Source organism: Psychrobacter sp. CX97 (assembly GCF_057396285.1).
On sequence record NZ_JBXYJE010000001.1, the window covers coordinates 87145 to 113997 of the forward strand.

Annotated in this window: 19 protein-coding genes and 1 tRNA gene; 11 read left to right on the plus strand and 9 right to left on the minus strand. The window is 41.1% G+C overall.

Annotation, left to right across the window (positions count from 1 at the left end; all coding sequences use genetic code 11):
• The first annotated feature begins 2 nt into the window (after positions 1-2).
• Positions 3-392 carry a hypothetical protein gene (locus AC2SLL_RS00390; RefSeq protein WP_486529693.1) on the plus strand — a complete coding sequence of 130 codons (390 nt, stop codon included), beginning with the start codon at positions 3-5 and terminating at the stop codon, positions 390-392.
• Between the two features lie 225 nt (positions 393-617).
• On the opposite strand, the gene AC2SLL_RS00395 is transcribed toward AC2SLL_RS00390, so the two are convergent.
• From AC2SLL_RS00395 to betB, 4 genes are all read right to left on the minus strand, one after another.
• Positions 618-694 (minus strand) — tRNA-Val (locus AC2SLL_RS00395).
• A gap of 83 nt (positions 695-777) precedes the next feature.
• The gene (gene betT / locus AC2SLL_RS00400; RefSeq protein WP_486529694.1) at positions 778-2790 is read right to left on the minus strand and encodes a choline BCCT transporter BetT; all 2013 of its coding nucleotides are present in this window, start codon (positions 2788-2790) and stop codon (positions 778-780) included.
• A gap of 176 nt (positions 2791-2966) precedes the next feature.
• Positions 2967-4670 (minus strand): choline dehydrogenase, encoded by a 1704-nt coding sequence (gene betA, locus AC2SLL_RS00405; protein WP_486529695.1) that lies wholly within the window; start codon positions 4668-4670, stop codon positions 2967-2969.
• 124 nt (positions 4671-4794) lie between these two features.
• Positions 4795-6297 carry a betaine-aldehyde dehydrogenase gene (betB, locus tag AC2SLL_RS00410; protein WP_486529696.1) on the minus strand — a complete coding sequence of 501 codons (1503 nt, stop codon included), beginning with the start codon at positions 6295-6297 and terminating at the stop codon, positions 4795-4797.
• 592 nt (positions 6298-6889) lie between these two features.
• On the opposite strand from betB, the gene AC2SLL_RS00415 reads away from it, so the two are divergent.
• The 3 genes from AC2SLL_RS00415 to AC2SLL_RS00425 all read left to right on the plus strand — a co-directional run bounded on the left by AC2SLL_RS00415 (position 6890) and on the right by AC2SLL_RS00425 (position 12920).
• The gene (locus AC2SLL_RS00415) at positions 6890-7636 is read left to right on the plus strand and encodes a hypothetical protein (RefSeq protein WP_486529697.1); all 747 of its coding nucleotides are present in this window, start codon (positions 6890-6892) and stop codon (positions 7634-7636) included.
• A gap of 694 nt (positions 7637-8330) precedes the next feature.
• On the plus strand, positions 8331-10679 hold the full coding sequence (metE, locus tag AC2SLL_RS00420) for a 5-methyltetrahydropteroyltriglutamate--homocysteine S-methyltransferase (RefSeq protein WP_486529698.1): 2349 nt from the start codon (positions 8331-8333) through the stop codon (positions 10677-10679).
• 369 nt (positions 10680-11048) lie between these two features.
• Positions 11049-12920 (plus strand): calcium-binding protein, encoded by a 1872-nt coding sequence (locus AC2SLL_RS00425; protein WP_486529699.1) that lies wholly within the window; start codon positions 11049-11051, stop codon positions 12918-12920.
• 319 nt (positions 12921-13239) lie between these two features.
• Here the strand turns inward: AC2SLL_RS00425 and AC2SLL_RS00430 are convergent, their stop codons facing one another.
• The 4 genes from AC2SLL_RS00430 to AC2SLL_RS00445 all read right to left on the minus strand — a co-directional run bounded on the left by AC2SLL_RS00430 (position 13240) and on the right by AC2SLL_RS00445 (position 18510).
• Entirely contained in the window at positions 13240-13812 is a 573-nt protein-coding gene (locus AC2SLL_RS00430; protein ID WP_486529700.1) for a DUF3124 domain-containing protein, read from the minus strand.
• Between the two features lie 65 nt (positions 13813-13877).
• Complete coding sequence (locus AC2SLL_RS00435; protein ID WP_486529701.1) at positions 13878-15203, minus strand: TrkH family potassium uptake protein; 1326 nt, start codon at positions 15201-15203, stop codon at positions 13878-13880.
• Positions 15204-15338: 135 nt separating this feature from the next.
• Positions 15339-15995 (minus strand): potassium channel family protein, encoded by a 657-nt coding sequence (locus AC2SLL_RS00440; RefSeq protein WP_486529702.1) that lies wholly within the window; start codon positions 15993-15995, stop codon positions 15339-15341.
• 772 nt (positions 15996-16767) lie between these two features.
• Positions 16768-18510, minus strand: a complete 1743-nt coding sequence (locus AC2SLL_RS00445) for a proline--tRNA ligase (protein ID WP_486529703.1) — start codon at positions 18508-18510, stop codon at positions 16768-16770.
• A 373-nt stretch (positions 18511-18883) separates the two neighbouring features.
• Here AC2SLL_RS00445 and AC2SLL_RS00450 point away from each other — a divergent pair, with 373 nt between their 5' ends.
• A complete protein-coding gene (locus tag AC2SLL_RS00450) occupies positions 18884-19615 on the plus strand; it encodes a DUF4230 domain-containing protein (protein WP_486529704.1) in 732 nt (243 codons plus the stop codon).
• A 252-nt stretch (positions 19616-19867) separates the two neighbouring features.
• Here the strand turns inward: AC2SLL_RS00450 and AC2SLL_RS00455 are convergent, their stop codons facing one another.
• On the minus strand, positions 19868-21502 hold the full coding sequence (locus AC2SLL_RS00455) for a cryptochrome/photolyase family protein (RefSeq protein WP_486529705.1): 1635 nt from the start codon (positions 21500-21502) through the stop codon (positions 19868-19870).
• A gap of 157 nt (positions 21503-21659) precedes the next feature.
• Between AC2SLL_RS00455 and AC2SLL_RS00460 the strand changes: the two genes are divergently transcribed.
• The 6 genes from AC2SLL_RS00460 (at position 21660) to accD (ending at position 26704) form a co-directional block, all read left to right on the plus strand.
• Positions 21660-22292: a phosphoribosylanthranilate isomerase gene (locus AC2SLL_RS00460; protein WP_486529706.1), complete on the plus strand. Its 633-nt coding sequence runs from the start codon at positions 21660-21662 to the stop codon at positions 22290-22292.
• Positions 22293-22765: 473 nt separating this feature from the next.
• A complete protein-coding gene (trpB, locus tag AC2SLL_RS00465) occupies positions 22766-24016 on the plus strand; it encodes a tryptophan synthase subunit beta (RefSeq protein WP_486529707.1) in 1251 nt (416 codons plus the stop codon).
• 109 nt (positions 24017-24125) lie between these two features.
• Positions 24126-24380, plus strand: coding sequence for a hypothetical protein (locus tag AC2SLL_RS00470; RefSeq protein ID WP_486529708.1), 255 nt, complete (start codon positions 24126-24128; stop codon positions 24378-24380).
• Positions 24377-24778 carry a type II toxin-antitoxin system VapC family toxin gene (locus tag AC2SLL_RS00475; RefSeq protein WP_486529709.1) on the plus strand — a complete coding sequence of 134 codons (402 nt, stop codon included), beginning with the start codon at positions 24377-24379 and terminating at the stop codon, positions 24776-24778. Before AC2SLL_RS00470 ends, AC2SLL_RS00475 begins: the two co-directional genes overlap by 4 nt.
• 69 nt (positions 24779-24847) lie before the next feature.
• Positions 24848-25678, plus strand: a complete 831-nt coding sequence (trpA, locus tag AC2SLL_RS00480; protein WP_486529710.1) for a tryptophan synthase subunit alpha — start codon at positions 24848-24850, stop codon at positions 25676-25678.
• 135 nt (positions 25679-25813) lie between these two features.
• A complete protein-coding gene (accD, locus tag AC2SLL_RS00485; protein ID WP_486529902.1) occupies positions 25814-26704 on the plus strand; it encodes an acetyl-CoA carboxylase, carboxyltransferase subunit beta in 891 nt (296 codons plus the stop codon).
• The last annotated feature ends 149 nt before the right edge of the window (positions 26705-26853 follow it).

The following is a 26853-nucleotide window of genomic DNA, read 5'->3' on the forward strand; positions in this document are numbered from 1 at the left end:
CGGTGGATTCAGGCTCAATCGAAACAACGGCACAGTTACCCAAGTTTAACCAAACTCAGACCATCATTTCACCAAACGGGGTCGTTGTCCAAATTCCCGTGGAAGTTAGCCTTAATGAGAACAACCAAGCAAAAAACAGAATTAACCTAGGCCAAGATGACTTAGGTAAGATCGCATTAGAATTATCAAAGCAGTCTGGCTATGGGTATTTAGCAGACTTAGAAAAACGCGGTCATATTAACTGGCAACAAGTTGATCTGATTCAGAAAAACTGGAATTATGAACAAGAAGGGTTAACCCCAGCGGCAGCAGCTTTAATAGCCATTGCGGTAACTGTTGCGACAGGTGGTGCGACTCTTCGTCTTGCATTGTGGCAAAGCGGTGAATTTTAATTCGTCCAGATAGTCAATTCCCATAAATACTATGATATAACTCATCAGCGGATAGGTTATAAAGACGTTAAGCACGGCTTTTAAATCTTTATGACCTATTATCTTTGCTAAAATCTCGACAGGTAGCTTTTTAGTATTAACTAATCTACTAACTAATAGGTAATAGTCTAAATCTTTAGATATTAAAAAACCCCTGCAACTCAGTGAGTTACAAGGGCTAAATCTTGGTAGGCGTAACTAGATTCGAACTAGCGACCTCCACCATGTCAAGGTGGCGCTCTAACCAACTGAGCTATACGCCTATAGAGGTTGAGTATTTTAGCAAGTTTTCAATGCTTTGCAAGTTTTTTTATAAAAATAAAGTGTTTATGTTTAGATAATGATTTTAACGCTCAAGATGCAGATACTGCATATGACGCTCATATTGATTTAATATATCGACCAACACTTGCTCTTTGGTGTAGCCTACTAAATCATACTCCTGAGATCCTTCACCTAAAAATACTTCAGCACGATAATAGTATTCAGCCTGCTTGGTGGAGCTTGATAGCATAAAGCTGGGTCTTTCAGCTTTAACCAAATAGACGTCATAGACGAAATCATCTTCAGTGCCATGTCCAACTTTTAGGCTCAAGCCTTCAAAGCCTATTGAACCATCATGTTCAACCAGCTGTGTAGCAAGTCCGCCATTATTTAATTCCGACTGAACCTCTTGCATAGCAGGTAACACAGTATTGAGTAAGAATGCTTGTACTTGTTTTCTATTCGGGAAGCTGACGATACGTTGTAGCCTAGCTTTCCACGTTTTACCATTATTAAGAACACTTGCAGTTCCAACTGCACTGGCCTTACGCTTGTTACCCTCTTCTTTCAATGACTTCCACATTGCTATCATATAAAGTACCAAGATAACTGAAAACGGTAATCCAGCAATAACAGAAACAGATTGTAGCGAAGTAAACCCACCCGCAAATAATAAACCTAGTGTAATTAACCCTGTAGCAGCTGCCCAAAATAGTCGCAACCAAACGGGTGCATCTGCATCATTGGCCAGACCTCTTGAGCTTAAGTTAGATAAAACCAAAGCACCTGAATCTGCAGAGGTCACAAAGAATACTAATCCAATAATAACGCCGGCAAAAGATAAAATATCGCTAAATGGAAAGTACTCAAATAATGCAAATAATCCCATAGGCGCATTATTAACCGCAATTTCACCAAGTTCAGTTGCGCCATTATTGACCAAATCAATCGCTGAGTTACCGAAGATAGAGAACCAAGCGAAAATAAAGCCTAACGGAATAAACATTACCCCAAATACAAATTCTCGCAGCGTCCGTCCACGACTAATACGCGCAATAAACAATCCAACAAAGGGCGCCCAAGCGACCCACCATGCCCAAAAGAAGATGGTCCACCATGATTTCCATTCTGCCCCTGCATCCCCCTCATAGGCATAAACATCAAAGGTTTTAGCCACCACAGTTTGGAAATAATCGCCAATATTTTGAGTAAACGCATTTAATAAATATACCGTATTACCCATAAACAAAATAGCCAGTAATAACAGTAACGCCGTTATCATATTGAACTCAGACAATCGGCGTACACCGCGCTCAACCCCCGTCATCGCAGATAACCCTGCCACGATAATGACTGAAATAATAATAAGACTTTGTACTGTTTTGCTATCGGCAATACCAAATACATGCGTCAAACCCGCATTAGCCTGTAGAACCCCGATACCCAAACTGGTGGCAATCCCCATTAAGGTACACACCACACCAAAGGTATCGACGCCATCGCCTAGCCAGCCTTTGACCAACTTTTCACCAAATATGGGGGTCAGAGCAGAGCGCAAGGCCAAAGGCATATTCTTACGATAGGCAAAATAGGCTAAGGTCATACCAATTAACGCATAGATACCCCAACCATGTAGCCCCCAATGTAGGAAAGTCTGAGGCAATGCCTGACGCATGGCTTCAGCACTTTCAGGCGTTAACCCACTATGAGGTGTCAGATAATGCATTAAGGGTTCTGATGCGCCAAAAAAAAGCAGGTCAATACCGATACCTGCTGAGAATAGCATAGCGGCCCACGTCAGAAATGGAAACTGAGCCTTCTCATGGTCTTGACCTAGCTTGATATCGCCATAGCTTGACAGGCCAACGAATAGGGAAAATATACTATATGCAGCGATGACGAGCATGTAATACCAGCCTAGGCTATTAGATACCCAGCTCATACTGGCGCTTAATAAACTTTCACTATACGTAGGAAAAGAGATTGTCCAAATGATAAGTAGAATCGAGATAATCGCAGAACCAATAAAGACTGTCTTATTTAAACTTAAAACCTCTTTATGATCGGTCAAATCCTTTGAGGGGGAGCTATTCATAAAAGACCTCAGTTATGACTATTTTAATCTGTTAATAAAAAAAGGGTGTTAGCTTTTCCACTATATAAAACATAAAACCTATTTGACCAGTAGAAAAGCAACACCATTCGCAAGCATTCAATCCGTTTTAAAAAAGCGATGTTTAAGCAAACGCCTACCAGTTTAAAAGTTGAGCGTTATGCAAGGTTTGGCTCAAAATGACGTAGAGGCTCCCCTCGTATAGGAGTATTATTAGCCACATAATAGTCGGCAGTTGATCGTGGTAGCTTTCTACCCCGCATTGTATCAGCTATTTTTTCCGCCATCATAATAGTTGTGGCATTTAGGTTGCCGCTAATGATGTTTGGCATAATGGACGCATCAACAACACGCAGCCCTTGCATACCATGTACCAAACCTTCCTCATTTACCACAGCTTGCTCATGATAGCCCATTGCACAAGTACATGAAGGGTGATAGGCCGTTTCACCATGCTCGCGCACGTAATCATCTAACTGCTGATCTGTCACCAAATCATCGGTCGGAGATATCGCTTTACCACGATAAGGATCTAAGGCGGGTTGATTAATAATCTCACGAGTAATACGAATGGCTGCTCTAAACTCTCGCCAGTCTTGCTCAGTCGACATATAATTAAACAGTATACTTGGATGCTCATTTGGATCACGTGATTTTAACTTCACACGACCACGACTTGGAGAGCGTAACGAGCCCACATGAGCTTGAAAGCTATGATTATCAATAGCGTTCCGTCCATCATAACGTACTGCTAATGGCAAAAAGTGATATTGAACATTGGGATGAGTAAACTCTTCATGCGTGCGTATAAAGCCGCCACCTTCGAAGTGATTAGTCGCCCCAAGACCCGTTCCCATCAATAACCACTCAGCACCGATGGCAGGCTTATTCCACCATTTATTTGCTGGTGCAATAGACACAGGCTGGGTACATTCGTACTGCATATAGATCTCTAAATGATCTTGCAGATTATTACCCACACCGGGTAAGTCTAATACCACTGGTATATCTAGTTCTTGTAGCCACTGTGCTGGACCGATGCCTGATCGTTGTAATAATTGCGGTGATCCGATTGCTCCAGATGACACGATGACTTCACGACTGGCTTGAAACTGTTTCGTTTGTCCTTGATGCTCAACTTTGACGCCTACTGCTCTGTTGCCCTCAAAAAGAATAACGTCTGTCAATGCGCCAGTTAGAATAGTAATGTTGCTACGTGGCTTGGCTTTATCCAAATATCCTCGTGCCGTTGATGCACGGCGACCATTAGGGGTAACGAACCTATCCATAGGACCAAAGCCTTCTTGCTGATAGCCATTTAAGTCGTCAGTACGAGGGTAACCAGCTTGCACCCCTGCCTCTATCATCGCTTCATATAAAGGATTGACATTCGGCTTAGATGTGGTTACCTCGACGGGTCCGCCGACCCCATGATAATCATTTTCCCCAGCGTCACGATTTTCACATTTTCTAAAGTATGGAAGACAGTCTAAATAGGTCCAATCCTCTAAACCTTTGATCTTTGCCCAATCATCGAAGTCCAGCGCATTACCTCGTATATAGCACATGCCGTTAATGAGTGAGGATCCGCCAAGTCCCTTACCGCGTCCACAGTCCATCACCCTATTATTCATATAGGGTTCAGGTTCTGTTTTGTAGCCCCAGTTATAAGTCGTACCTTGTAGCGGCATGGCTAATGCCGCTGGCATTTGCGTCCGGAAATCCAAACGATGATCGGGACGCCCCGCCTCAAGTAACAATACGGATATGTCTGTATCTTCCGTCAACCGAGTTGCCAGCACATTCCCTGCAGAGCCAGCACCGACAATAATATAGTCAAATTCTGATTTAGTTGTGGTCATAACACTGTCCTTTTAAAGCTGTTCTCGTAGCTTTAATACATTAAACATTCAGGTCAAAACTTAAAAGCCGCTATTAAGTCGAAACAAGTAATAGTAATAAAGGTTAATAGCTTTTATTGCTTATTTAAAATACAGACTCAAATTTACCCAGTTCAATTTGCACCGACTTAGTTTGAGTGTAATGTTGCAGTGTCTGAATACCATTTTCACGACCAACTCCTGAGTGCTTGTAGCCCCCTACAGGCATTTGTGCAGGTGATTCACCCCACGTATTGATCCAACAAATACCTGCTTCAATCTGACCAATTACTCGATGAGCTCTGGTTAAGTCTTTCGTAACAATACCAGCTGCTAAGCCGTAAGTGGTATCATTCGCACGGCGTATAGCTTCCTCTTCAGTGTCGTAGCTTAAAATAGACATGACTGGACCAAAGATTTCTTCCCGTACGATACGCATGTCATCGGTACAATCAGTAAATACCGTCGGAGCAACATAAGCGCCTTTCGCAAAGTCGCCAGTCGTTACGCGCTTGCCACCGCACAATAGGGTTGCGCCACCTGCTTTTCCGTCTTCAATGTAGCTAAGTACATTATCCATGTGGCTAAAACTAACCATAGGGCCCATAGTGACACTCTCATCCATAGGATCGCCAAGTTTAATACGATTGACACGCTCAACGATAGCCTGTTCAAATTTAGCTTTTAGAGAATGTGGAACAAAGACACGGGTACCATTGGTACAGACTTGACCTGAACTATAAAAATTAGCCATCATAGCGATATCCGCCGCTAAATCAATATCTGCATCATCAAATACAATCAAAGGCGATTTACCACCAAGCTCCATGGTAATGTCTTTTAAGGTAGAAGATGCTGCGGCCTCCATCACTTTTTTACCCGTATCAACGCCGCCAGTGAAAGATACTTTTGCGATATCAGGATGATTAGTAAGCGCACTGCCCACTTCATAATTTCCCTGAACGACATTAAACACACCGTCAGGTAACCCGGCTTCTGAATAAATTTCAGCCAGTTTTAAAGCAGATAGCGGAGTAACTTCTGAGGGTTTGAAAACCATGGCATTTCCTGCAGCCAAAGCAGGTGCTGACTTCCACATGGCGATCTGGATAGGGTAGTTCCATGCACCAATACCTGCCACTACCCCTAATGGCTCTTCACGGGTATAGACAAAACTCGATTCTCGAAGCGGAATTTGACGACCCTCTAACGCTGGGGCTAACCCCGCATAATACTCAACGACATCTGCCCCCGTCACGATGTCAACGTACTTGGTTTCTGAAATTCCTTTACCGGTTTCTAGAGTCTCTAAAACGGCAAGCTCATCATTGCGTTCCCGTAATATATCAACCGCTTTAAGGAGAATACGACTGCGCTCAACGGGCGTCATACTGGCCCAAACCTTTTGACCTTTCTCGGCTGCTTTTACCGCCTGATCCACCTGTTCACTTGACGTTTGTTGAATCTTAGCGATAACCTCTCCCGTAGCTGGATTGATGGTATCAAATGTTTTAAGCGACGTATCTACGGGTAAATAAGCACCATTTATATACGCTGTTTGAACCTTTTTAAACGTTGTAAGCTCATTTTTAAGCTGAGAAGCAGTCATTATTAGCCCTTATCATTAAAAAAATTTTAAGTATAAAATAAATAAAAAATAATAAACACTTACCCTTAAGATAAGCACTCTTGCCCTTCATACGTTAAGACGTTATCTAATTTTGGCGAAATAATAAGACATTGATTGACATTACCTAATAAAACTTTACCTAAAGAAACCTTGCCTCAAAACAGTGATTTTGAGATTAAGCCTTATAGAGTTTAATAGATCAATAATAAGTTAAATTTAAATATGACGACATTTTTAATTTTTTCAATAAATAAAGAATTTATTATAGCAAACTTAAATTTATCCACTTACACGCCCTATTAAAAACTAAATATTTAATATATTTTTATTACAGACACTTGAGTCTCAAGCTTTCATAATAGTCACAGCAAAATTTATTATTACCCTACATAATTATTTTATATCTTATCCCGTTCTCAACTTATTTAAATTCGCTGTATGCTGGTGCTTTTAGACCAGCAAATCATGACCTTTAATTAAAAATGCTGGACTAAAGCCTCAGCCTACGTTAAGAGTTGAGAATGAGGTATATCTTATAAATTTTACAACTTTAAAAAACAAGGAATGACAAATGTCAGATAACATCATTGATTTAGGATCAGGATTCTGGAACATACGTGGGTCATTCAAAATAGGGGGGCTATTAGATATTGGCACTCATTGCTCACTGGTAAAATTAAATTCAGGCAAGTTTATTTTTCTTGATAGCTATACGCTAGAGGGTAATGTGCGTGCTAAAGTAATGACACTAACTAATAACGGAGAGAAGGTTGAAGCTATATTAAATCTTCATCCTTTTCACACGGTACACTGTGCGCAGATGGCAAAAGACTTCCCAAACGCTGTGAACTATGGGAGTAGTCGTCATCATACGAGAGTACCCGAAGTACAGTGGGAGAATGATTTTGTTGAAAGTGAAGCAGTGGCACAGCGTTATCCTGAACTTGAGTTTTCTATCTGTCAAGGTATTCACTACATTCATCCCAACGAGATGATCCATGCTGGTTCATTACTGGCTTATCATTCAGCCAGCAAAAGCGTGCACGTCGATGATACTTTAATGACCCCGCCGGCAAAATTTCTGAAAGCAATTCTGCCCTCGCTAATGATACATCCTACTACCAAACAGGCTTTAAAAGATGAGCCTAATGCGGGTCAGCAATATTGCGACTGGCTAGAGAGCCTTGCACATGAATGGTGTGATACTCGTAATTTCTGTGCAGCACACTCAGATGTGGTTAACTTTAAAGAGGGAGAGTTTAAATTATCGTTACTCAAAACAGTCGACAAAGCCCGCTCAAAACTTGAAAAGGCTTGATAGCTTAACCTGCTTTGATTTTATAGCATCCATTATAAGCATCAAGTATAAGCATAAGGAGGCATTGACGCTTACTATTGTCTGCTTATTGTCAAATTATTGCATTAAAGTGCTTAATTAAACGTCTACGATATCATTTTTGCGAGCCATACTATCGTATTGCTTGCGCTAATCTACTGAACATAAATTTAAATTACTTTGACCCTTTATTGAGTTTATGAAAAGGCGTATTTCACTGTTAGCATAGTCGATGATTATTTTGATTATAGTAGTGATAGCCTTGCCCTAAGTGTTGCAATATTCTTAAGTTATAAAGCCATTTTATGGTTCTTTTTTATGGTTCTTTTTTACGGTTATTTGATTCGTTAAGGTAGATAAAATATTCCAATTATTTTTGAATAGATGAATAAGTGATCGCTATTTTGGCATAAGTAAATAGTATTCAGATGTTAAGTAATTGCTAAGCTCATCTATTAAGCCCATCTATATAATAGTGCTTCACACTTACTACTTCACACTTACTATAGGTTATTTAATCATATCATTTAATCTCAGGCAAAATTAACTATGAGTGAATACTATTCATCCTATATTGAATAACCTGATTTTTATTCAATGATAAACTCTATTATGATTACTCCATATAATAACTCATTTTATCACTAGCTAGTGAATATGATTAATGGAGTAGGTTATGAGTACCAATTCAGACCCCAAAGCAACGCTGATCAATGACACTTTACATCATGTACCGAGCCATATTTTAGGTTATCCACGTATTGGTAACCAACGTCAAACCAAATTTGCACTTGAGCATTATTGGAAAGGCAAAAAAGATAAAGCCGCAACTCGAGACACACTTTATCGGGTGTTTACAGATAATATCCAAGAGCAAATTGATGCTGACCTTGACATCATTACGACGGGAGATTTTGCTCATTACGATTTAGTACTAACTCAAGCGGTAGCCTTTGGTGTTTGCCCGCCACGTTTTGAAGGCGCCGAAATCCTAGAGCCTTTTGATCGTCAGTTTTATTTTGCTCGTGGGCGTGACCATACTAATCAGTTTGAAGACACCGCTGCTTGGCAAATGACCAAGTGGTTCGACACAAACTATCATTATTTAGTACCTGAACTCGGTGCAGACGAATCATTCTCAAATATTGATTTTAGCGAAATCTTTAAGCAAGTCGATGACGCGCAGGCAGTCTTAGAAAAAAACAATCAATGCGATAAGCCATTAAAAGTGGTACTGGTTGGTCCAGTAAGCTTTTTATATTTGGCGTCATCAGAGCTTGAGAATAAGGTAGAGCATTTAGCAAACCTACTGCCCGTATATGCTAAATTGTTAAACGAGTTGGGCAAACGTGGTGTGGATTGGGTGCAAATGGATGAGCCAATTTTAGCGTTAGATTTGGATGCTAAATGGCAGCAAGCATTTGAACGTGCTTATAATGGGCTACAACAGACTCCACCACAGCTCATAGTTGCCTGTTATTTTGATACGTTAGGTAATAATTGTAATATTGCATGTAACCTCCCTATTAGTGGTTTACATATCGACTTAACGCGTAGTGCTCGCCCTAAGCAGTATGTATTGCAAGTGATTGATCATTTGCCGATACATAAAATATTATCGTTAGGTGTGGTAGATGGGCGTAGCGTTTGGACGACTGATATTGCTAAATACCAAAACATCTTAGTTGAAGCTAATGAGCGCATGAATAGTAAGAAAATAGGTGAGCATGACCGTCTTTGGGTAGGTACTGGCTCATCACTATTGCATCTTCCCGTTGATATAGATTTTGAAGAAGTACCTAGCGAGCTTGCAGGAAAACTTGCTTTTGCGAAACAAAAGCTCAAAGAGGTAGTGACTTGTGCCCAAATTGCATCAGGTACTGCAGCTGATAGTGAATCAGCAACACATACCATTAACTTAACACCGCTAAGTGAAGGGGCACAGTCTCGACAGGGTGAGTTTAAAGAGCGTTATACCACTCAGCAAGAGGTACTAAACTTACCGTTATTACCGACCACAACCATTGGTTCATTTCCGCAAACCAGTGAGATTCGCCGAGCACGTCGCCAATGGAATAAAGGTGAGATCGGTAACAGCGAATATCAAACTCTTATTAAGCAGGAAATTGAACGCTGCGTGACTCAGCAAGAGAATCTCGGTCTCGATGTACTGGTTCATGGGGAGGCAGAGCGTACTGACATGGTTGAATATTTTGCTCAATATCTGGATGGATTTTGGTTAAGCCAAAATGGCTGGGTGCAGAGCTATGGCACACGTTGTGTTCGTCCGCCAATTGTTGTGGGTAATATTAGCCGTCCAAGTGCGATGACAGTAGAATGGACAACCTACGCTCAAAGCTTAACAGATAAGCCAATGAAGGGCATGCTGACCGGTCCTGTAACTATTTTAAACTGGTCATTTGCACCAAGTGATGTGAAAACACGTGATATTCTACGCTTGCAGATAGCCGAAGCCATTAATCAAGAAGTGAATGATTTACAGCAAGCCGGTATCAAAATTATTCAAATTGATGAGCCTGCATTTAGAGAAGGTTTGCCCCTTAAAACGGCCGACCAGTCACATTATTGGAAGGAGGCGGTAAACACTTTTAAGCATTCCGCCAGTAGTGCAAAAGCTGAAACACAGATCCATACCCACATGTGTTATTCAAGCTTCCATGATTGCTTGCATCACATTCAAGAGATGGATGCAGACGTCATTACCATTGAAACGGCACGTTCAGGACTACAATTATTAGATGCTTTTAAGTCTACCGAGTCAGGAAAAGAGGGCGGATATCGAAACGCTATTGGACCAGGTGTCTATGATATTCATAGCCCACGCGCGCCAAAAGCTGAGGCCATGGCGGTGGTAATTGAAGAAGCTAAGCAATACATTCCTATTGAGCGTTTATGGATAAACCCAGATTGCGGTCTAAAAACCCGCAATTGGGAAGAAGTGAACGAGCAGCTCAGCAACATGGTTGAAATGACTAAGGCAGTGCGTCAAAAGTATGTCGCATGATTTATAAGCAAATAATATAGATTTATAATATAAATAAATACCAACCAGTCATTAATATAATTCTTTAAACCCTACTCAATTGATTCAGTTAGGGTTTTTTTATATTTACGAATAATGTAGGTTGATTGCTACCTATCTGAATGTCAGGCATAATTTTATTAGTTAATGGTTTCAGGGATGAAACGTTAGTGACTTGAATGCCATTTTTATATAGGTGGGTAAAACCATAGGTTTTAATATTGTCCGCTTTGCGCCAATGGTATTTGACTTTTCAGCCGCTTAATAGATTCCCTGTCAGTTCTAAAAAACCTCTTAACTGAACTTAGATTCAAGTCAATTTGATAACCCTAAAACGTAAGGATACAGTACATGGGCATGTTCGATTATAAAAACTATTCAAGTGATGAGTCCAAAAAGTTAGTGGACGATGCAAATCGCCTCTCATCATATACCAATACCTCAAGTTTCTTAGGCTTCATTCCAGCTGATGAGGTGCTAAATACGCTAGATGATATTACTGGCGACTTATTTCCTAGTGATACAAATATTGGAATTCCTGATGGATGGCGCGAGCTATCTCCCAGTGATTTAGGGGTAAGTGATGATTTGCTGGATAAATCCGGCTACTTCACAATTGAAAGCCTCTATACCGGCACTACGGTAGAGGGCCCTCAAGCTAAAATTTTCGGTCAATATGATGATTCTGGTAAATTAATACGCATAAACTTAAATATATCGGGTACGAATGATTTGGCTGATGTATTCGATTATTTCAATCTAAATACCCGTGAAGGTAAAGAGCTTTTTGAACCTATTTTAAAAATTGTAAAAGATTATGCTTTAGAGAATGGCTTAACCGGCAGTGATGTACTTATTAGTGGTTACAGCCTTGGGGCTGGGGTAACTAACGTTATTGCTGCAGAGCGCTTGGTGCTGTCTGAGGGTTTTTTTGCTGATTCTGATTATATGGCTTTTGCCGTTCCTACTTTGTATGATAACCCAGATGTGGTTTTTAACTATGGCTATGAAAACGACGTCGTTCATCGAGTTGCAGGCGATGCGCCAGATTTTTTATCTGCTGTTCAAGCTGCTGATTTTGGCTTAGTTAACCCTGATAAAGCCTATGAGAGTTCAACAGATAATATCGTCCTATTTAATGATGTATATGCCTCTGCCCTTTGGGATGTCAGCTTATTTTCATTATTGAACATTCCAGTCGGCTGGTATGCACATATTAATGGATTCACGACAGATGCGATAACCCGCATTGCTGAGTCTACTTTTTATGATTATACCCAAAAAGACAGTACCGTGATTGTGGCTGACTTGACAGAAGTGCGTCGTGGCACAACTTGGGTCGAGGATGATGCGGCACATACGTCAAGTCACTTTGGTAGTGCTGCATTCCTAATTGGAAGTAAATATGGTGATTTGATTGCAGGCGGAAGTAACTTTGATTATATTGACGCTGGGTTAGGCAATGATACGATCAAAGCCGGCGTGGGCGTCGATCATGTGGATGGCGGTCAAGGGAGTGATGAAATTCGTATAGCTGGGCGTAGTAAAGACTGGAATGTCTTCAAAATGGAAGACGATACCTTGTTCTTCGTTAATAAAGATGAGTATAACCTTGTCGAGGCAGAGAATGTAGAGTCGGTTAGTTTTGATCGAGAGCTGATGAGCCACGACTATAACTATACCATCGGCGAGACAGCATTAGAGAATACCCAGCCCATCCGTAAATGGTTTAGCAAATATGACATCGAGCTTGCAGATCATATTGAAGGCAGTGACGATGATGATACACTTACCGGCGAAATAGTATTCGCTCGTGAGGGTAATGACAGCGTTAATGGAACCAATAGTAGTGATATTCTACATGCTGGTCGCGGCGATGACTTCATTATTGCCTTTGGCGGTGATGATCGTGTCTATGGTGGGCTAGGCGATGATATATTAGATGGGGGGGAGGGAAATGATACCTTGGTCGGGGGAATAGGGAATGATACTTTCATTATAAATGCCAATGCAGGATCTGATCTCATTGTCGATTTTAATAATGATGTTGGCTATCGAGATATCCTACAATTTTCATCCGACTTATTTAATGATGTTATCCAACTAGCGGCGCAAACCAGTCAAGACGGTGCCGATGTATCCGTTGCTTTAGGTAACGAAAGCTATCTTACTGTACAAAACTGCTTATTGGATGATGTACTAAGTTGTTCGATAGTCATTTAGGTAGATAGCAAGTTAGGTAGATAGTCAGGTTGATAGTCATTTAGCTCTATAACTCAGAGCAGGTTCGATTTATTGCTAAATTTCAGGCTTCTATTTTAGGCTTGTACTTATTGAGTCAATAGTTTGAGCTTAATTATTTGAGAGTAATACATAACCTCAGCATACCAATGCTGAGGTTTTTTAGTGTGCTGTTGGTTGTTAGTGCGCTGTTGGTGTGTTGAACATTCCAATATTCAAACATGCCACTGTCTATATGTATTTTTAGGTTCAGCAGTCCTAATTTTTGTACGTTCAACTGATCCTAATCTTTTGAGCTATCTTATGGATTATCTTTGGGCTTAGTTTTTTGGTCAGTGGGATTCATAGCCATGGCGGAGCTATTAAACGCAAACCCTTTATTGCTGAATGTACCAATCATGATGGTTTCTATCAACGGTTGAATATCCGTTGAGTTACTTTCTATATCAAGTACAAAGTTTGCACCAGCACCGCCAGTATCATCTAACTTTTCAACAATATAGTTCAAAGTTCCCATAGGAGGCAATTCTATAGAGTTGTTCAAATAATGGCGCACAAAATCGCCCTTGGTGTTGTAATAGTCAATTTTGGTAACATAAAAGCTATCATTCAGGCTAGTGTTACGGATACTAAGCGTTGCAGAGAGCATCACTTTGGGGTTATCTTCATCCACATAAATATTAGAATAGACGGGCACATAAAACTGTTGTTGATATGGCATATCTTTGGAGATAACATCTTCTGTTTCAAGAGCTTCGAGAGGACTTTTATTCTCTTCACTATAGACAATATTAGGATCAACTTTGGATTTATCACAGCCCGTTAATCCTATATTTAACAAGAGTAACAAACCAAACATTAAAGATGTTTTCATACGTTATCTCCGCGAATAGATAAAAAGTGATGATGCTTTGACTAAGCCTAACTGTTGGAGAAAATTTAACCCACTAGCACATTGGTTTCTGGATAATGTATTCGAGTAGCCTTTGGCATCGCAATCAGAAAAGCGAGGGTTAACGGGCCTACACGGCCAGCATACATCATAAACATTATCACAATTTGCCCCAGCTCATCTAGCTGTGTGGTCAAACCTCGAGATAGACCCACTGTGCTCAGCGCTGACACCACCTCAAACAACACATCTTCTAAGGGATGTTCTGTTTCTATAATTGCCAAAATAAATACACTAAGAAAGATAAGCAACATAGTAATACTAAATAAGGCCAATGACTTTCGAACTTGGCGCTCAGGAATACGTCTTTCAAAAATAGTGACATGGTCACGTTGTCTCAAATAAGCCCAAGTGGTTAAAAGTAGAATTATAAACGTGCCCAATTTGACACCACTGGCGGTAGACAATGAACCACCGCCAATAAACATTAAAAACATAGTCAATAGCGTACTGGCATCTGTGAGCTGATCAATAGGTATAGTATTAAACCCTGCTGTTCTCGGAGTAATTGCCTGAAACCATGCGGCTGTTATCTGGTCACTCAAGCTTAACATGCCTAGAGTATTAACGTTATTATGCTCAAATAACCAATATAAAATGAAAGCAATAATATTAAGTAATACCGTGGCCACTATTACCAGTTTAGTATTGACGTTAAATTTTTGCCACCGCCGTTTATCTATTATGTCTTTCAAGACAAGAAAGCCAAGTCCACCCATAGTAATTAAACTGGTTATAATGATGTTAATACCGGTATGTCCCACATAAGGAGTCAAGCTTTCACTGGTCAAGGCGAATCCAGCGTTATTAAAAGCAGATATGGTATAAAAGAAACCATGATACATTGCTTCAAACCAAGGCATTTCTTGCGAAAAAAGCAAGGTAAGACCGACAAAACCTAAAGCCTCAATAATAAATGAAATCGATACCACATATTTTGCCGTGGATATGATGTCGGTAAAACTGGTGCCACCTAACGCTTCACGGGCAATCTTTTGTCCAGTAATATTTAACCTGCGCTGCAAACTAAAAAAAGCAAGCACGGCAAACGTCATAAAGCCTAACCCGCCAAGCTGAATGAGTATGGCAATGACCACTTGTCCAAATCTGGTATAGTTAGCTGTATCCACAACTGCAAGCCCTGTAACTGTCACAGCTGAGGTTGCCGTAAAGGCGGCATCTAAAACAGTAATAGGATCATGGGTTGCTAATGGGAGTTTTAACAGACTGCTACCCAAAGCAATCAAAAACAAAAAACCAATGGCCAATATCATTGGTGGAGACGATAATAATTGCGTTGATTTGTTTGGCATTTTAAATACCTTTATTTATACCTTTGAAGGTCTACATATACTATTTAAAAAAACATAATAAAGCCCAAAATCTAATTTTTAGCAGCTGATTAGCCGCTATTTATCCGTCCCAAATGTCCAGCCCTCAACTCGCCTTTAATACCCAACTTGAAAGTGCTTAGCTAAAGCTTTTAAAGGTTTCATTAATCCGCTAAATACAAGTTTATCAGCAGGCTGCAACAGCGTATCCTCATCAAAGTCACGTATGATTTCGCCATTTCTTACAACGATCAATAAGGAGGTATTAACATGTTTACGCTGCACATCCCCCACCTTTTGTGATTGCCAGTTTCGTGGCACGTCAATGCGAATAATAAACTCATCATTACCCAGTGATAAATACTGTTTAACCAATGGATAGTTCATCGCTTGGGCAATACGAATGCCCATATCCTGCTCAGGATGGATGATGTTTTTGACCCCAATGCTTTCCAAAATAGTATGGTGAGCATCGGTTTTGGCCTTAACCCACAGATTCTTTACCTTTAGATTAATCAAGTTTAAAGCGCACAGTAAACTGGCCTCAAGATCATCGCCTATGCTGACTAACACACCATCAAGCTGGGTTAAATTCAGCTCGTTAATAACCTCTTGATTGGTGGCATCTGCGATGACAGAATGACTTAAAATATTACTGACCTTATCAATTTCTTGTTCATCTAAATCGATTCCAATGACCTCATTGCCTTGGTTTTGAAGCTCTATGGCACATGTACGTCCAAAAGCCCCCAGCCCTATTACCGCAAATTGCATAATTTACCTCTTCAGAATTTAGTTAGTGCAAATGTCATTTTCAAAAGTACAGCACTTTTAACTGTTTAAAACGAATAAAACGTCGAAAATAAAATATCGAAAAAGTGTTAGTTCTATAATTATACCGCAATTAAAATACGTAATATTGTCGTTATATTGAATACAAGGCGTTAACACGGGGTATCAAGTTTAAACCATTTGAGTGAGTTCGATACGGTTGATAGACCTAGAAGCATTTGAGGGAAAGGCGTCAAGGGTTTAAATTGCAGTCGATTAGGAGCTGTATAGCGTTGTATAGTCCCTGGTATTCGGTGTGTATTGTTGGAGTATGGTCAAGGTTATTTATTTTATATAAGTATGAAGTCTTTAAGGAGTTCAGTTTTGACGTTTACCTGCAAGAAGTGCGTGCTTAATGACTGTAACGTGCTCAATGACTATAAGAAGACAAGCGCTTGCTTTTGTGCGAGGGACGAGCACCGAGCTAACCTATTAAAAAGAGACTACCTTTGACCCGCATATTTCTCCCTTTTATAAATGTAACGATGTTGAGGCCAGTCTTTTTTGTTTTTAGCTCTTAATCTTTTAGTTTTAAGGCTAGCAAAGCTTAATGCCTACAAAAAATGAAACGCCTATAAATGAACTAACTACAAAACCTAGCATAAAAAAAGAACCCCAATCGAGGTTCTTTTTCGCATTGAACTAAACTTCAAACTAAACGTCGAAGCTAAGCCAACTAAAACGCTAAGCCAACTAAACGCTAAATGAGCAAAAACTAAACACTCACTTTAGCAATCACTTCATCGCGGGTTAATAGCTGTTTCTCGCTATCTGCACGGCTCACATACTCATATTTATCTTCGGCACGATTGTCTGAAAGGTTACGGTCAGACACCACAATACGATGTGGAATACCAATGAGTTCAAGGTCAGCAAATTTAACACCAGGGCGCTCGTTACGGTCATCTAGAATCACGTTAAGCCCTTTCGCTTTTAGTTCCTCGTATAGGGCTTCGGCAGTATTCATAACCGTGTCTTCTTTTGATTTCATCGGTACGATGGCAATATCAAACGGTGCAATAGAGTCTTTAAGCTCTGGGGTTTTGGTCCAGATAATGCCGTTGTCATCATGGCTTTGCTCAATCATCGCAGCGATGATACGGCTCACACCGATACCATAGCAGCCCATCATCAAGGTTTCAGGCTTGCCTGTTTCCCCAGATACGGTGCAGTTTAATGCCTTTGAGTACTTATCGCCCAATTGGAAGATATGCCCCACCTCAATACCACGCTTAATGCTCAGTGTGCCTTTGCCATCAGGGGAGGGGTCGCCTTCAACGACGTTACGGATATCAACGACATCGGTAATGGTGGCATCACGATCCCAGTTCATGCCAGTAGTATGCATGTCATACTCGTTAGCACCGGATACAAAATCGCTCATGGCAGCCGCGGCACGGTCAACATACACTGGCATATCTAAATCGACACCAATGTAGCCTTTTTTCAGCCCTGCTTGTTGCATTTCTTCTTCAGTAGCAAAGGTTAGTGGTGTATCAACCTCTGCGATTTTCTCTGCTTTAATCTCGTTTAATGTGTGGTCGCCACGCACCACCAACGCTACTAGTTGAGCATCGCCCTCGCTGCCATCGTCATTGATATGATGACCTTTAACGATGAGTGTTTTTACCGTTTTTGATAAGGGGATATCAAGGAACTCTGCCAATGCTTCATTGGTTGTGACTTTAGGGGTGCTAACATTTTTGCGCGCCTCAGAGGGAGCAGGGCGTTTATCATGACAAACGGCTTCGGCGAGCTCAACGTTAGCGGCAAAGTCAGAGCCATTAGAGAAGGCAATAGCATCTTCGCCACTGTCTGCCAACACATGAAACTCATGCGAGGCAGACCCTCCAATTGAGCCAGTGTCAGCTAATACCGCACGAAAGTTTAAGCCCAAACGGTTAAAGATACGGGTATAAGCAGCGTACATATCTTCATAAGTTTGCGCCAATGATGCTTGATTGATATGAAACGAATAGGCATCTTTCATAGTAAATTCGCGGGCACGCATGATACCAAAGCGGGGGCGAATCTCGTCACGGAATTTACTTTGAATTTGGAAGAACGTAATGGGTAACTGTTTATAACTGCGTAGCTCGCCACGTGCTAAGTCAGTGATGACTTCTTCATGAGTCGGGCCAAGCACAAAGTCGCGATTATGGCGATCGGTAAAACGCAATAACTCAGGGCCGTAATCTTCAAAACGTCCAGATTCTTGCCATAATTCTGCCGGCTGAGTCATTGGCATCAGCACCTCTTGTGCTCCGATGTTTTGCATTTCTTCACGGACAATTTTTTCAACTTTTTGTAAAACCCTAAGCCCCATAGGCAACCAAACATATAGCCCTGAGGCAAGCTTACGAATCAGTCCAGCTCTTACCATCAATTGGCTTGATACAATATCAGCATCGCTTGGGGTTTCTTTTAGTGTGGCAAATAAAAATTGACTGGCTCTCATAACAGACTCAACTTAACTGAATAAATACTAAATAAATGATGAATGTAAATGGTTAAATATTATAAATACCACTGATGTTAGCGCATAATTTTCGCTAAAATATAAATATATGCAAATTTATTGCTTCAAGGCTTAAATAATAGCGTTCAATCCACCTATGTTAGGTAAAGTCGCGCTTTGACGCAATACTTTTCTGATTTCTTATTGAATTATTGACCAGAGGTTCAATCTGCCTTAGCTATTTCAACATAAAAAGCTTGTTATTCAGCCCACTGCCATCATTAATAAGATATGGCTTAATACAAAGCAGTATACAAAGCAGTATGCAACTTTAAACTGTCCCAAATTGCTTAAACGAAACAGGTGTGCCTATATGATTAACCCTAAATCTCAATCTGCTAAAGTTACCACTAAGTCCTCGGGTGTCTGGGTTAAGCTTTTGATGTTGCTGATTATCATCGGTTTAGCGGTTGCATTATGGGCACAATTTAATAAAGAGGCCACCACCCAAGTTAAGGCAGTCAGCCGAGAAGGGGTGGTCAGCCGGATTCAAAACCTTAACCGCTTAGAAACCGTGTCTTATAATGTTGATACTGTCATTACCAGTGAAAAACAAGGCTCATGGCAACGGCTATGGACGGATGAGCAAAAGGGCTTGTTTATTGCCCGTGGTCGTGTGGTTGCAGGGGTTGACTTGAGCCAGATTAGTGAGGAGATGGTGCAAATTAGCGAGCCGACTGAGGCGCAGATTGAAGCCGCTAAACAAAAAGCAATTATCGATGGCAATGACAATTTACCCATTACCATTATGCCGAATATTTTAATAACCCTGCCGCCCTCACAAATCTTTAGCGTGTATCTAGATGATATCGAGGTATATGACTGGCAGGCAGGCGTGTTTGGCATGCTAAACGCCAATCCTGATATATTAGCCGCCGCTCAAAAGAGTGCTAAGAGCGAGGTATTAGAACGTGCCTGCAAAGATGGGGTCATGAGTCAAGCCGAGCAAAATGCCAAAACTCAAATGCAGCAGTTATTTGCCATGACGGGTGCAGAAGTTACCGTGGCGACTCAAGGAGCAGGTGCTTGCCAACCGGTTGATTGATAGGTTTATAGCTCAGAGGAGGGTATACTTCAAAAAGGGGTTGAAGCCAATCACGCTTTGCACTCCTATCTACCGTTTTGGGCGAGGCAGCGGCTACGATTAAGCGCGTCTCTTGCGTCACGTAGCCACTCTAAATCTAGCCGCTGCAACTCGCCAAACCGCTAGTATATCCGCTGCAATCGTGGCTAAAAAGCCTTGCTAAACCATAGCCATACTTACTAAGTGAGCACTTTCTATAAACCCTATATCCAATTATCCCTTAAACTGCTCGATGGCATACAGTCGGGCTTTTTTATGCTCAATCATTGGTACTGGATAATCCACATGAGCAAACTCGCCAGTGGGGCTAAGTACTTTACGCAGCTTAATCTCATCATGCAATATCTTCGTGGGAACCTCTTTTAATTCGGGTAGCCATGTTTTAATAAAGATAGCATCTTTATCATGCGTTTTGCTTTGGCTAAAGGGGTTCATAATTCTAAAGTAGGGCGCAGCATCGGTACCAACTGAAGCGCTCCATTGCCAGCCACCATTATTAGACGCAAAATCGCCGTCTATCAGTTTTTGCATAAAGTAGCGTTCGCCCCAGCGCCAGTCTATCAACAAGTCTTTGGTCAAAAACATAGCGGTTACCATGCGCAGTCGGTTATGCATAAATCCCGTTTGGTTTAGGCAGCGCATGGCTGCATCAACTAGGGGTACACCAGTTAAGCCTTGACACCATTTGGCAAAGTCCTCTTTATCGTAAGACCAGTTTATGCTTAGGTCGGTTGCCTGTTTATAAGCTTGATGCTTGACGATATCGGGTCTATCCATTATCACATGTCGGTAAAAATCTCGCCAAGCCAGCTCGCTTATCCAGCGAGAAATATCTTGCGAACTCCTTTGCAAATTGCCAACATCAAGTGCTTTTTTTGCTTGTAAATAGCATAAACGTGGGCTAAGTGAGCCCACTGTTAGATAAGCTGCTAACTGGCTGGTAGCAGATAGAGAAGGTTGGTCTCGACCGAGATCATAGCGATTAATATCATCAGCAATAAAGTGATCAAGTCGGTGGCAGGCGGCGACTTCTCCAGCAGGGTAGTTAGAACGGCAAGACGCTAGTTGAGCGTGATGATTTGCTGCATCTAAATCACGATTGTGCTCAAATAGCCTAAGCGTTTTCTGATGCAAGTGTTGAATGGTCTTTAATGTTTGCGATAAAGACTTATCCTCTTTTTTTAACGGGCTGTTAGTTTCTGCATTTAATGTATTCTCAATCTCATATAAACAGACTGGGCTGGCATCTAAAATACTTTGCCAACGGTTATAAAATGGCGTGAATACCTTATACATATTCCCATCACCGGTTGTCACAGAGTTTGGCGGCAAGATACATTGATCGTGATAGCGGACAAACTGAATATTTTGTGAACTTAGCCTTTGCTCGATAATATGGTCACGAGCCATCTCGTTTACTTCATATTCATAGTTACTGGCAATATGGACAATATTATGTTGCTGACAAAAGGTCTCTACTTTATCAATGCTGTCGCTAAAACTTGAGCTTTGCAATAAGTCAAGTTCAATGCCCAGCTGTACATATAGCGCAGTCGCCAACTTTTTTAGAGTTCTAAAGATAAAATCCAGTTGCACCACTGACATATCATGGTTGAGCCATTGTTCAGGAGTAATAACAAATAAGGCTTTAATAGTTGTCTTAACTGGCGTCTTTATTTTTTCCGAATCTATCTTATTTGCAGCCGCCTGCCTTAAGTCTGCTTGTTTAGCTGTTTCAATTAAATGGGTTAATGCCGTATTATCATGAAGTCGGAGGTCACGGCGGAACCATATCACGTAATTTTCGGTGGAGGGAGATAAACTAACTGATAAGGCGGACTGAGTCATCACGAATTCTCTGAATAAAAGCTTTAAATTTGCCAACATTAAAATTAGCTAAAAGTATGCTACGATAAAGATTATTTGACAATCTATTTAAATGTTCAACAGTCCCTAGAGATTAATTTTGATAGGGTCTTAAATACGGACAGCGATTAGAGGGCATATGCACGTTAAATTTTGCGGATTTACTCAAGCAGACGATGTCAAGCAGGCGGTAGCGCTTGGCGTAGATGCATTGGGTTTTGTGTTTTATCCACCGAGTCCGCGTGCCGTCACACCTGAGCATGCCAAAGAACTCATTAAGCAGGTGCCTGCGTTTGTGAGTGTTGTGGCTTTGGTGGTTAATATGGGTGAAGATGACCTTGTGGAATTGGCGAACACTGTGCCTTTTGACGTCATTCAATTTCATGGTGATGAGACGGCTATTGAATGCCAACAGTTAGCCAGTAGGGTAAACAAACGTTGGATTAAAGCCTTGCGTATTAATAAAGAAACCCTAAATTTAAATAGCATTCAACAACAAATCAACGACTATGCTCAGGCTGGCGCTAGTAATATATTGCTCGATGCCTATCACAAAAATGCTTACGGTGGCACTGGTGAGCGCTTTGATTGGTCGCTGGTACCAAAAAATGCAAGCTTACCCATTATCTTGGCGGGTGGATTAACACCTGAGAATGTTGCTGATACCCTAGCATTACCCATTCAAGCGGTGGATGTAAGTGGCGGGATTGAGTCGGCAAAGGGCGTTAAAGATAGTATTAAGATGAAGATGTTTGTTGAAATGTTTAAATAGATGTAGGTTTAGTTAGCAGAGTATAACGCATTTAATCCACTAAGCGATTTTGGAGAAAACTATGGCTAGTGGAATATCCTGTAATAAAGATGAAATACTCGATGTCCACTAAATAATATCAATAAAAGAGTGCGAGTTTTAAAAAAACACTTTTGTAGTTTGTAGCCTGAGACATAAAACACTGGAATGTTTCAGTTGTTTATACTACTAAAACTAAAACAGGTTTAAAAAATCCTTCTATAAGCCAAATAAGTATGAGTTAGAGTTGTATCAAAGGTACAATCTGCTAAGCCAACTATAAACGGATGGCAACATTAGCTAAAAAAATAGGCTAAAAAACAAGGTGCTGCACAAAACAAGCCTTCAACAGACCCTAAATATTGCTTTGAATATTTAACGTTTATAATTCATTAAATAGATAGAATTTTAGTTAGAAAATTTACCCCTTATTTTAAGAAATAGAGTGAACGTTTATGAATAATTTTGCAAATATACCTCATAATGATGAGTTATCAGATGATGTGACTGATTTTAGACAGTATCCTGATGCGAGTGGGCACTTTGGCATTCATGGAGGACGTTTTGTTTCGGAAACGTTAATGGCGGCGTTAGAGGAGCTGGAGACGCTTTATTATCAGGTTAAGCAAGATCCGAAGTTTTGGGCAGAGTATCATAATGATTTGGTAAATTATGTGGGTCGTCCGACGCCGTTGTATCATGCAAAGCGTTTGAGCGATGAGCAAGGAGGTGCGCAGATTTATTTTAAGCGTGAGGATTTGAACCATACGGGCGCGCACAAGGTCAATAATACGATTGGTCAGGCACTACTGGCGAAAATGAGCGGTAAGAAGCGTATTATTGCAGAAACGGGCGCAGGGCAACATGGCGTAGCAACGGCAACGATTGCAGCGCGTTTGGGTCTTGAGTGTATCGTTTATATGGGCGCTGATGATGTTGAGCGTCAGAAGATGAACGTGTATCGTATGCGTTTGCTGGGTACAAAAGTGGTACCTGTGACGTCGGGGTCGCGTACTTTAAAAGATGCGATGAATGAGGCGATGCGTGATTGGGTAACCAATGTTGATTCGACCTATTATATTATTGGAACGTGTGCAGGCCCGCATCCTTATCCACTGTTGGTGAGAGACTTTCAGGCGATTATCGGTAAAGAGGCTAAGATTCAGCATTTAGAGAAAACCGGTAAGTTGCCTGATGCGCTAGTGGCGTGTGTGGGGGGTGGCTCGAATGCGATTGGTCTGTTCTATGATTTTTTGAATGATAGTGATGTGAAGATTTATGGGGTTGAGGCGACGGGTGATGGGCTTGAGACGTTGCGTCATTCTGCACCGCTTGCAAAGGGTCGGGTCGGGGTATTACATGGTAACCGTACTTATTTGATGGCGGATGATGATGGTCAGATTCTTGAGACGCATTCGATTTCGGCTGGATTAGACTACCCAGGTGTGGGCCCTGAGCATAGCTTTTTGAAAGATATTGAGCGGGTTAATTATGTGGGTTGTACGGATAAAGAGGCGCTTGAAGGCTTCCATGAAGTGACCCGTAAAGAAGGTATTATTCCTGCTCTTGAGTCGGCTCATGCGGTGTATTATGGTTTGAAATTAGCGAAGACGATGACCCCTGATCAAACGATTATTGTTAATATGTCGGGTCGCGGTGATAAGGATTTGCATTCGGTGATGCAGGCGGAAGGGATTGAGCTTTAGAATAGTTAATTTATTTTAAACCCGTCATGGCGCTAACTGTCCAGAATGTACTATCTACGCTGAGTTACCCTTTTACAGATTAAAATTCACTCAACTATAGGAATAATTTATGCAAACGATTACTATAAAAGTTGAAGATGAGGCGGTGGATAAGGTTTTAGAATTGTTGTCTCGTTTGCCGAAAAAGCAAGTTGAGGTAATATCGAAGCTTAACCAAGATGCTCCCAGTTATGTGGACAAGCAATCTGATAAACTTGCTGGTATGTTTGCTCATTATGTGACCCATAGGGTAACAGATGAGCAGGTCAATAATGCCATTACTCAAGGTGTTACTAAGCGAGCAATGGCGGGTAAAGGTCAATGATTTACGTTGTTGATACCAATGTCATGTTACGCTATTTACTGAATGATGATGAGCGCCAAAGTGAAATAGCGTCTCGTTTGTTATCTAATGCATCATCAGAGTTTAAAATACCTACGTATGTCCTTAATGAAATTATTTGGTTTTTAAGAAATACCTTAAAAGTTAAGCGTTCAGAATTGATTGATTTAATCGAAACCCTGTTATCAAGAGAAAACTTTACTTTAAAAGTTGATGAAGTAGCAGTAGGTTTAGATTTTTTAAAGTCTGGTGGTGACTTTGCCGATGGTGTCATTGCTTATCAAATCAGTCAGTATGACAATGCCAGTTTATTAACCTTTGATAAAAAGGCGCAAAAGATAGCTTGTGCGTTGGATATAGCGGTCACTGAGCCGAAATAAATTTGGATAAAGATATTAATTTGCATAAAGATATTAAAAAATTAATCGATACAAATAATTGAGAAAATAATGACCCGAATAGAAAAAACCTTCCAAACCCTAAAAGCCCAAAACAAAAAAGCCCTTATCCCGTATGTGATGGCGGGTGACCCAAGTCCTAATACGACCGTTGGCTTACTGCATGATCTAGTTAAGCATGGCGCTGATATGATTGAGCTGGGTTTGCCCTTTTCTGATCCCATGGCAGATGGTCCAACGGTTGCCACAGCTGGTGAGCGTGCTTTAGCGGGTGGTACTAGTACCCGCCAAGCGATTGAGATGGTAAAAGAGTTTCGCAAAACTGATAGCGATACGCCTATTATCTTAATGGGCTATCTCAATCCTGTTGAAATTATTGGCTATGATAACTTTACTAAGCTTTGCGAAGAGGCTGGCGTAGATGGGCTACTTATGGTTGATTTACCCCCAGCAGAGGCAGGCACCTTTACCCAGCATTTATCCGAACATGCGATGAATGAGATATTTCTGTTATCGCCCACCACCTTACCTGAGCGCAGAGCACAAGTACTAACCCATTGTAGTGGTTATATATATTATGTGTCGCTTAAAGGAGTAACAGGGTCTGCCACTTTGGATACAGAAGATGTGAATGAGCAAGTACAATCGATTAAGGCTGAGACAGATCTACCAGTATGTGTCGGTTTTGGTATTCGGGATGGAGAGTCAGCTAAGGCGGTAGGTCAATATGCTGATGGAGTTATCGTGGGTAGTGCTTTGGTGCAACAGTTTGCAGACTTAAATGCTCAAACAGATGAAGCAACCATTGCGGTAGCGCAAGGCAAAATGATGGCAACGATGGATGAGCTCAGAGCAGCTATTGATAGTTTGAGCAATACATAAAGTAATACCTAATAGGCAAAGTGGGTATTTATCTGTTAATATTGAGTACACATGTAAACTGTGAATATCAACAACTCAAGAAGTGAAGTCAAGGATATGACCAAAACAGCGCAAGTTTTAGAAAATGAAGGTAATATGACAAGTTCAGATGTGATAGCAAACAATGCCTCTACTGGGTCTACGTGGTTTGATCGCCCTGTACCATCCGTTAAGGTTCAGAATCAAGCTCAGCTAACCGCAGTTGAGACTGAACCATCTACACAGTGTCCTGAGTGCCATTCAGTAACAACCAACACGGCTCTTATTTTTAACAGCTATGTCTGCCCACATTGTGATTTTCATATGGCATTAACTGCCCGTGAACGTCTAACAGGCTTTCTTGATACGGTAGAACGAGAGCTGGGTCAAGAGTTTATAGCAGGCGATCCTTTAAAGTTTGTTGATAGTAAGCCGTATCCGGAACGCATGCAGCAAGCTCAAGAAAAAACTGGTGAAACCGAAGGCTTATTGGTAATGCAAGGTAAGCTTAGAGATATGGATGTGATTGCTTGTTCGTTCGATTTTCGTTTTATGGGCGGCTCAATGGGGTCTGTGGTTGGTGATAGATTTGTACAAGCGGCAGAAACAGCATTAGAGAAAAAAATACCATTGGTATGTTTTGCCGCTTCTGGCGGTGCTCGTATGCAAGAAGGATTGCTGTCGTTAATGCAGATGGCGCGCACTGGGGCTGCCATTGAGCGTTTACGTCTGGCCAGTGTACCGTATATTGTTGTACTAACTAACCCAGTCTATGGCGGTGTTACCGCATCGCTTGCTATGCTTGGAGATATTCATATTGCCGAACCTAAGGCAATGATTGGCTTTGCAGGCAAACGTGTTATTGAGCAAACCGTACGTGAGACGCTTGAAGAACCGTTTCAGCGTGCAGAGTATTTGTTAGAGCATGGTATTATTGATCAAGTGGTGCATCGTCATCAATTGAATGATACGATTTATCGCTTGCTAGCCAAGCTTATGCACTTATAGATGATTTGTGTATGGATGCTGTGCGTCAATTAATGACCAAGACATCTTGCACTATAATTGCGACAGCATTCATTCATTACTAAGTATAGCTATGCTGTGGTAAGTATCAATGGTTTGATTTTATGATAAAGTTAAAGCTAGGCTATTTA

Coding starts and splice junctions, on each gene's coding strand:
- AC2SLL_RS00430 (WP_486529700.1), bottom strand. CDS start 13,812: ATGAAAACATCTTTAATGTTTGGTTTGTTACTCTTGTTAAATATAGGA.
- betB (WP_486529696.1), bottom strand. CDS start 6,297: ATGACTGCTTCTCAGCTTAAAAATGAGCTTACAACGTTTAAAAAGGTT.
- AC2SLL_RS00455 (WP_486529705.1), bottom strand. CDS start 21,502: ATGACTCAGTCCGCCTTATCAGTTAGTTTATCTCCCTCCACCGAAAAT.
- metE (WP_486529698.1), top strand. CDS start 8,331: ATGAGTACCAATTCAGACCCCAAAGCAACGCTGATCAATGACACTTTA.
- AC2SLL_RS00470 (WP_486529708.1), top strand. CDS start 24,126: ATGCAAACGATTACTATAAAAGTTGAAGATGAGGCGGTGGATAAGGTT.
- betT (WP_486529694.1), bottom strand. CDS start 2,790: ATGAATAGCTCCCCCTCAAAGGATTTGACCGATCATAAAGAGGTTTTA.
- AC2SLL_RS00460 (WP_486529706.1), top strand. CDS start 21,660: ATGCACGTTAAATTTTGCGGATTTACTCAAGCAGACGATGTCAAGCAG.
- trpB (WP_486529707.1), top strand. CDS start 22,766: ATGAATAATTTTGCAAATATACCTCATAATGATGAGTTATCAGATGAT.
- AC2SLL_RS00445 (WP_486529703.1), bottom strand. CDS start 18,510: ATGAGAGCCAGTCAATTTTTATTTGCCACACTAAAAGAAACCCCAAGC.
- betA (WP_486529695.1), bottom strand. CDS start 4,670: ATGACCACAACTAAATCAGAATTTGACTATATTATTGTCGGTGCTGGC.
- AC2SLL_RS00440 (WP_486529702.1), bottom strand. CDS start 15,995: ATGCAATTTGCGGTAATAGGGCTGGGGGCTTTTGGACGTACATGTGCC.
- AC2SLL_RS00425 (WP_486529699.1), top strand. CDS start 11,049: ATGGGCATGTTCGATTATAAAAACTATTCAAGTGATGAGTCCAAAAAG.
- AC2SLL_RS00475 (WP_486529709.1), top strand. CDS start 24,377: ATGATTTACGTTGTTGATACCAATGTCATGTTACGCTATTTACTGAAT.
- AC2SLL_RS00415 (WP_486529697.1), top strand. CDS start 6,890: ATGTCAGATAACATCATTGATTTAGGATCAGGATTCTGGAACATACGT.
- AC2SLL_RS00450 (WP_486529704.1), top strand. CDS start 18,884: ATGATTAACCCTAAATCTCAATCTGCTAAAGTTACCACTAAGTCCTCG.
- trpA (WP_486529710.1), top strand. CDS start 24,848: ATGACCCGAATAGAAAAAACCTTCCAAACCCTAAAAGCCCAAAACAAA.
- accD (WP_486529902.1), top strand. CDS start 25,814: ATGACAAGTTCAGATGTGATAGCAAACAATGCCTCTACTGGGTCTACG.
- AC2SLL_RS00435 (WP_486529701.1), bottom strand. CDS start 15,203: ATGCCAAACAAATCAACGCAATTATTATCGTCTCCACCAATGATATTG.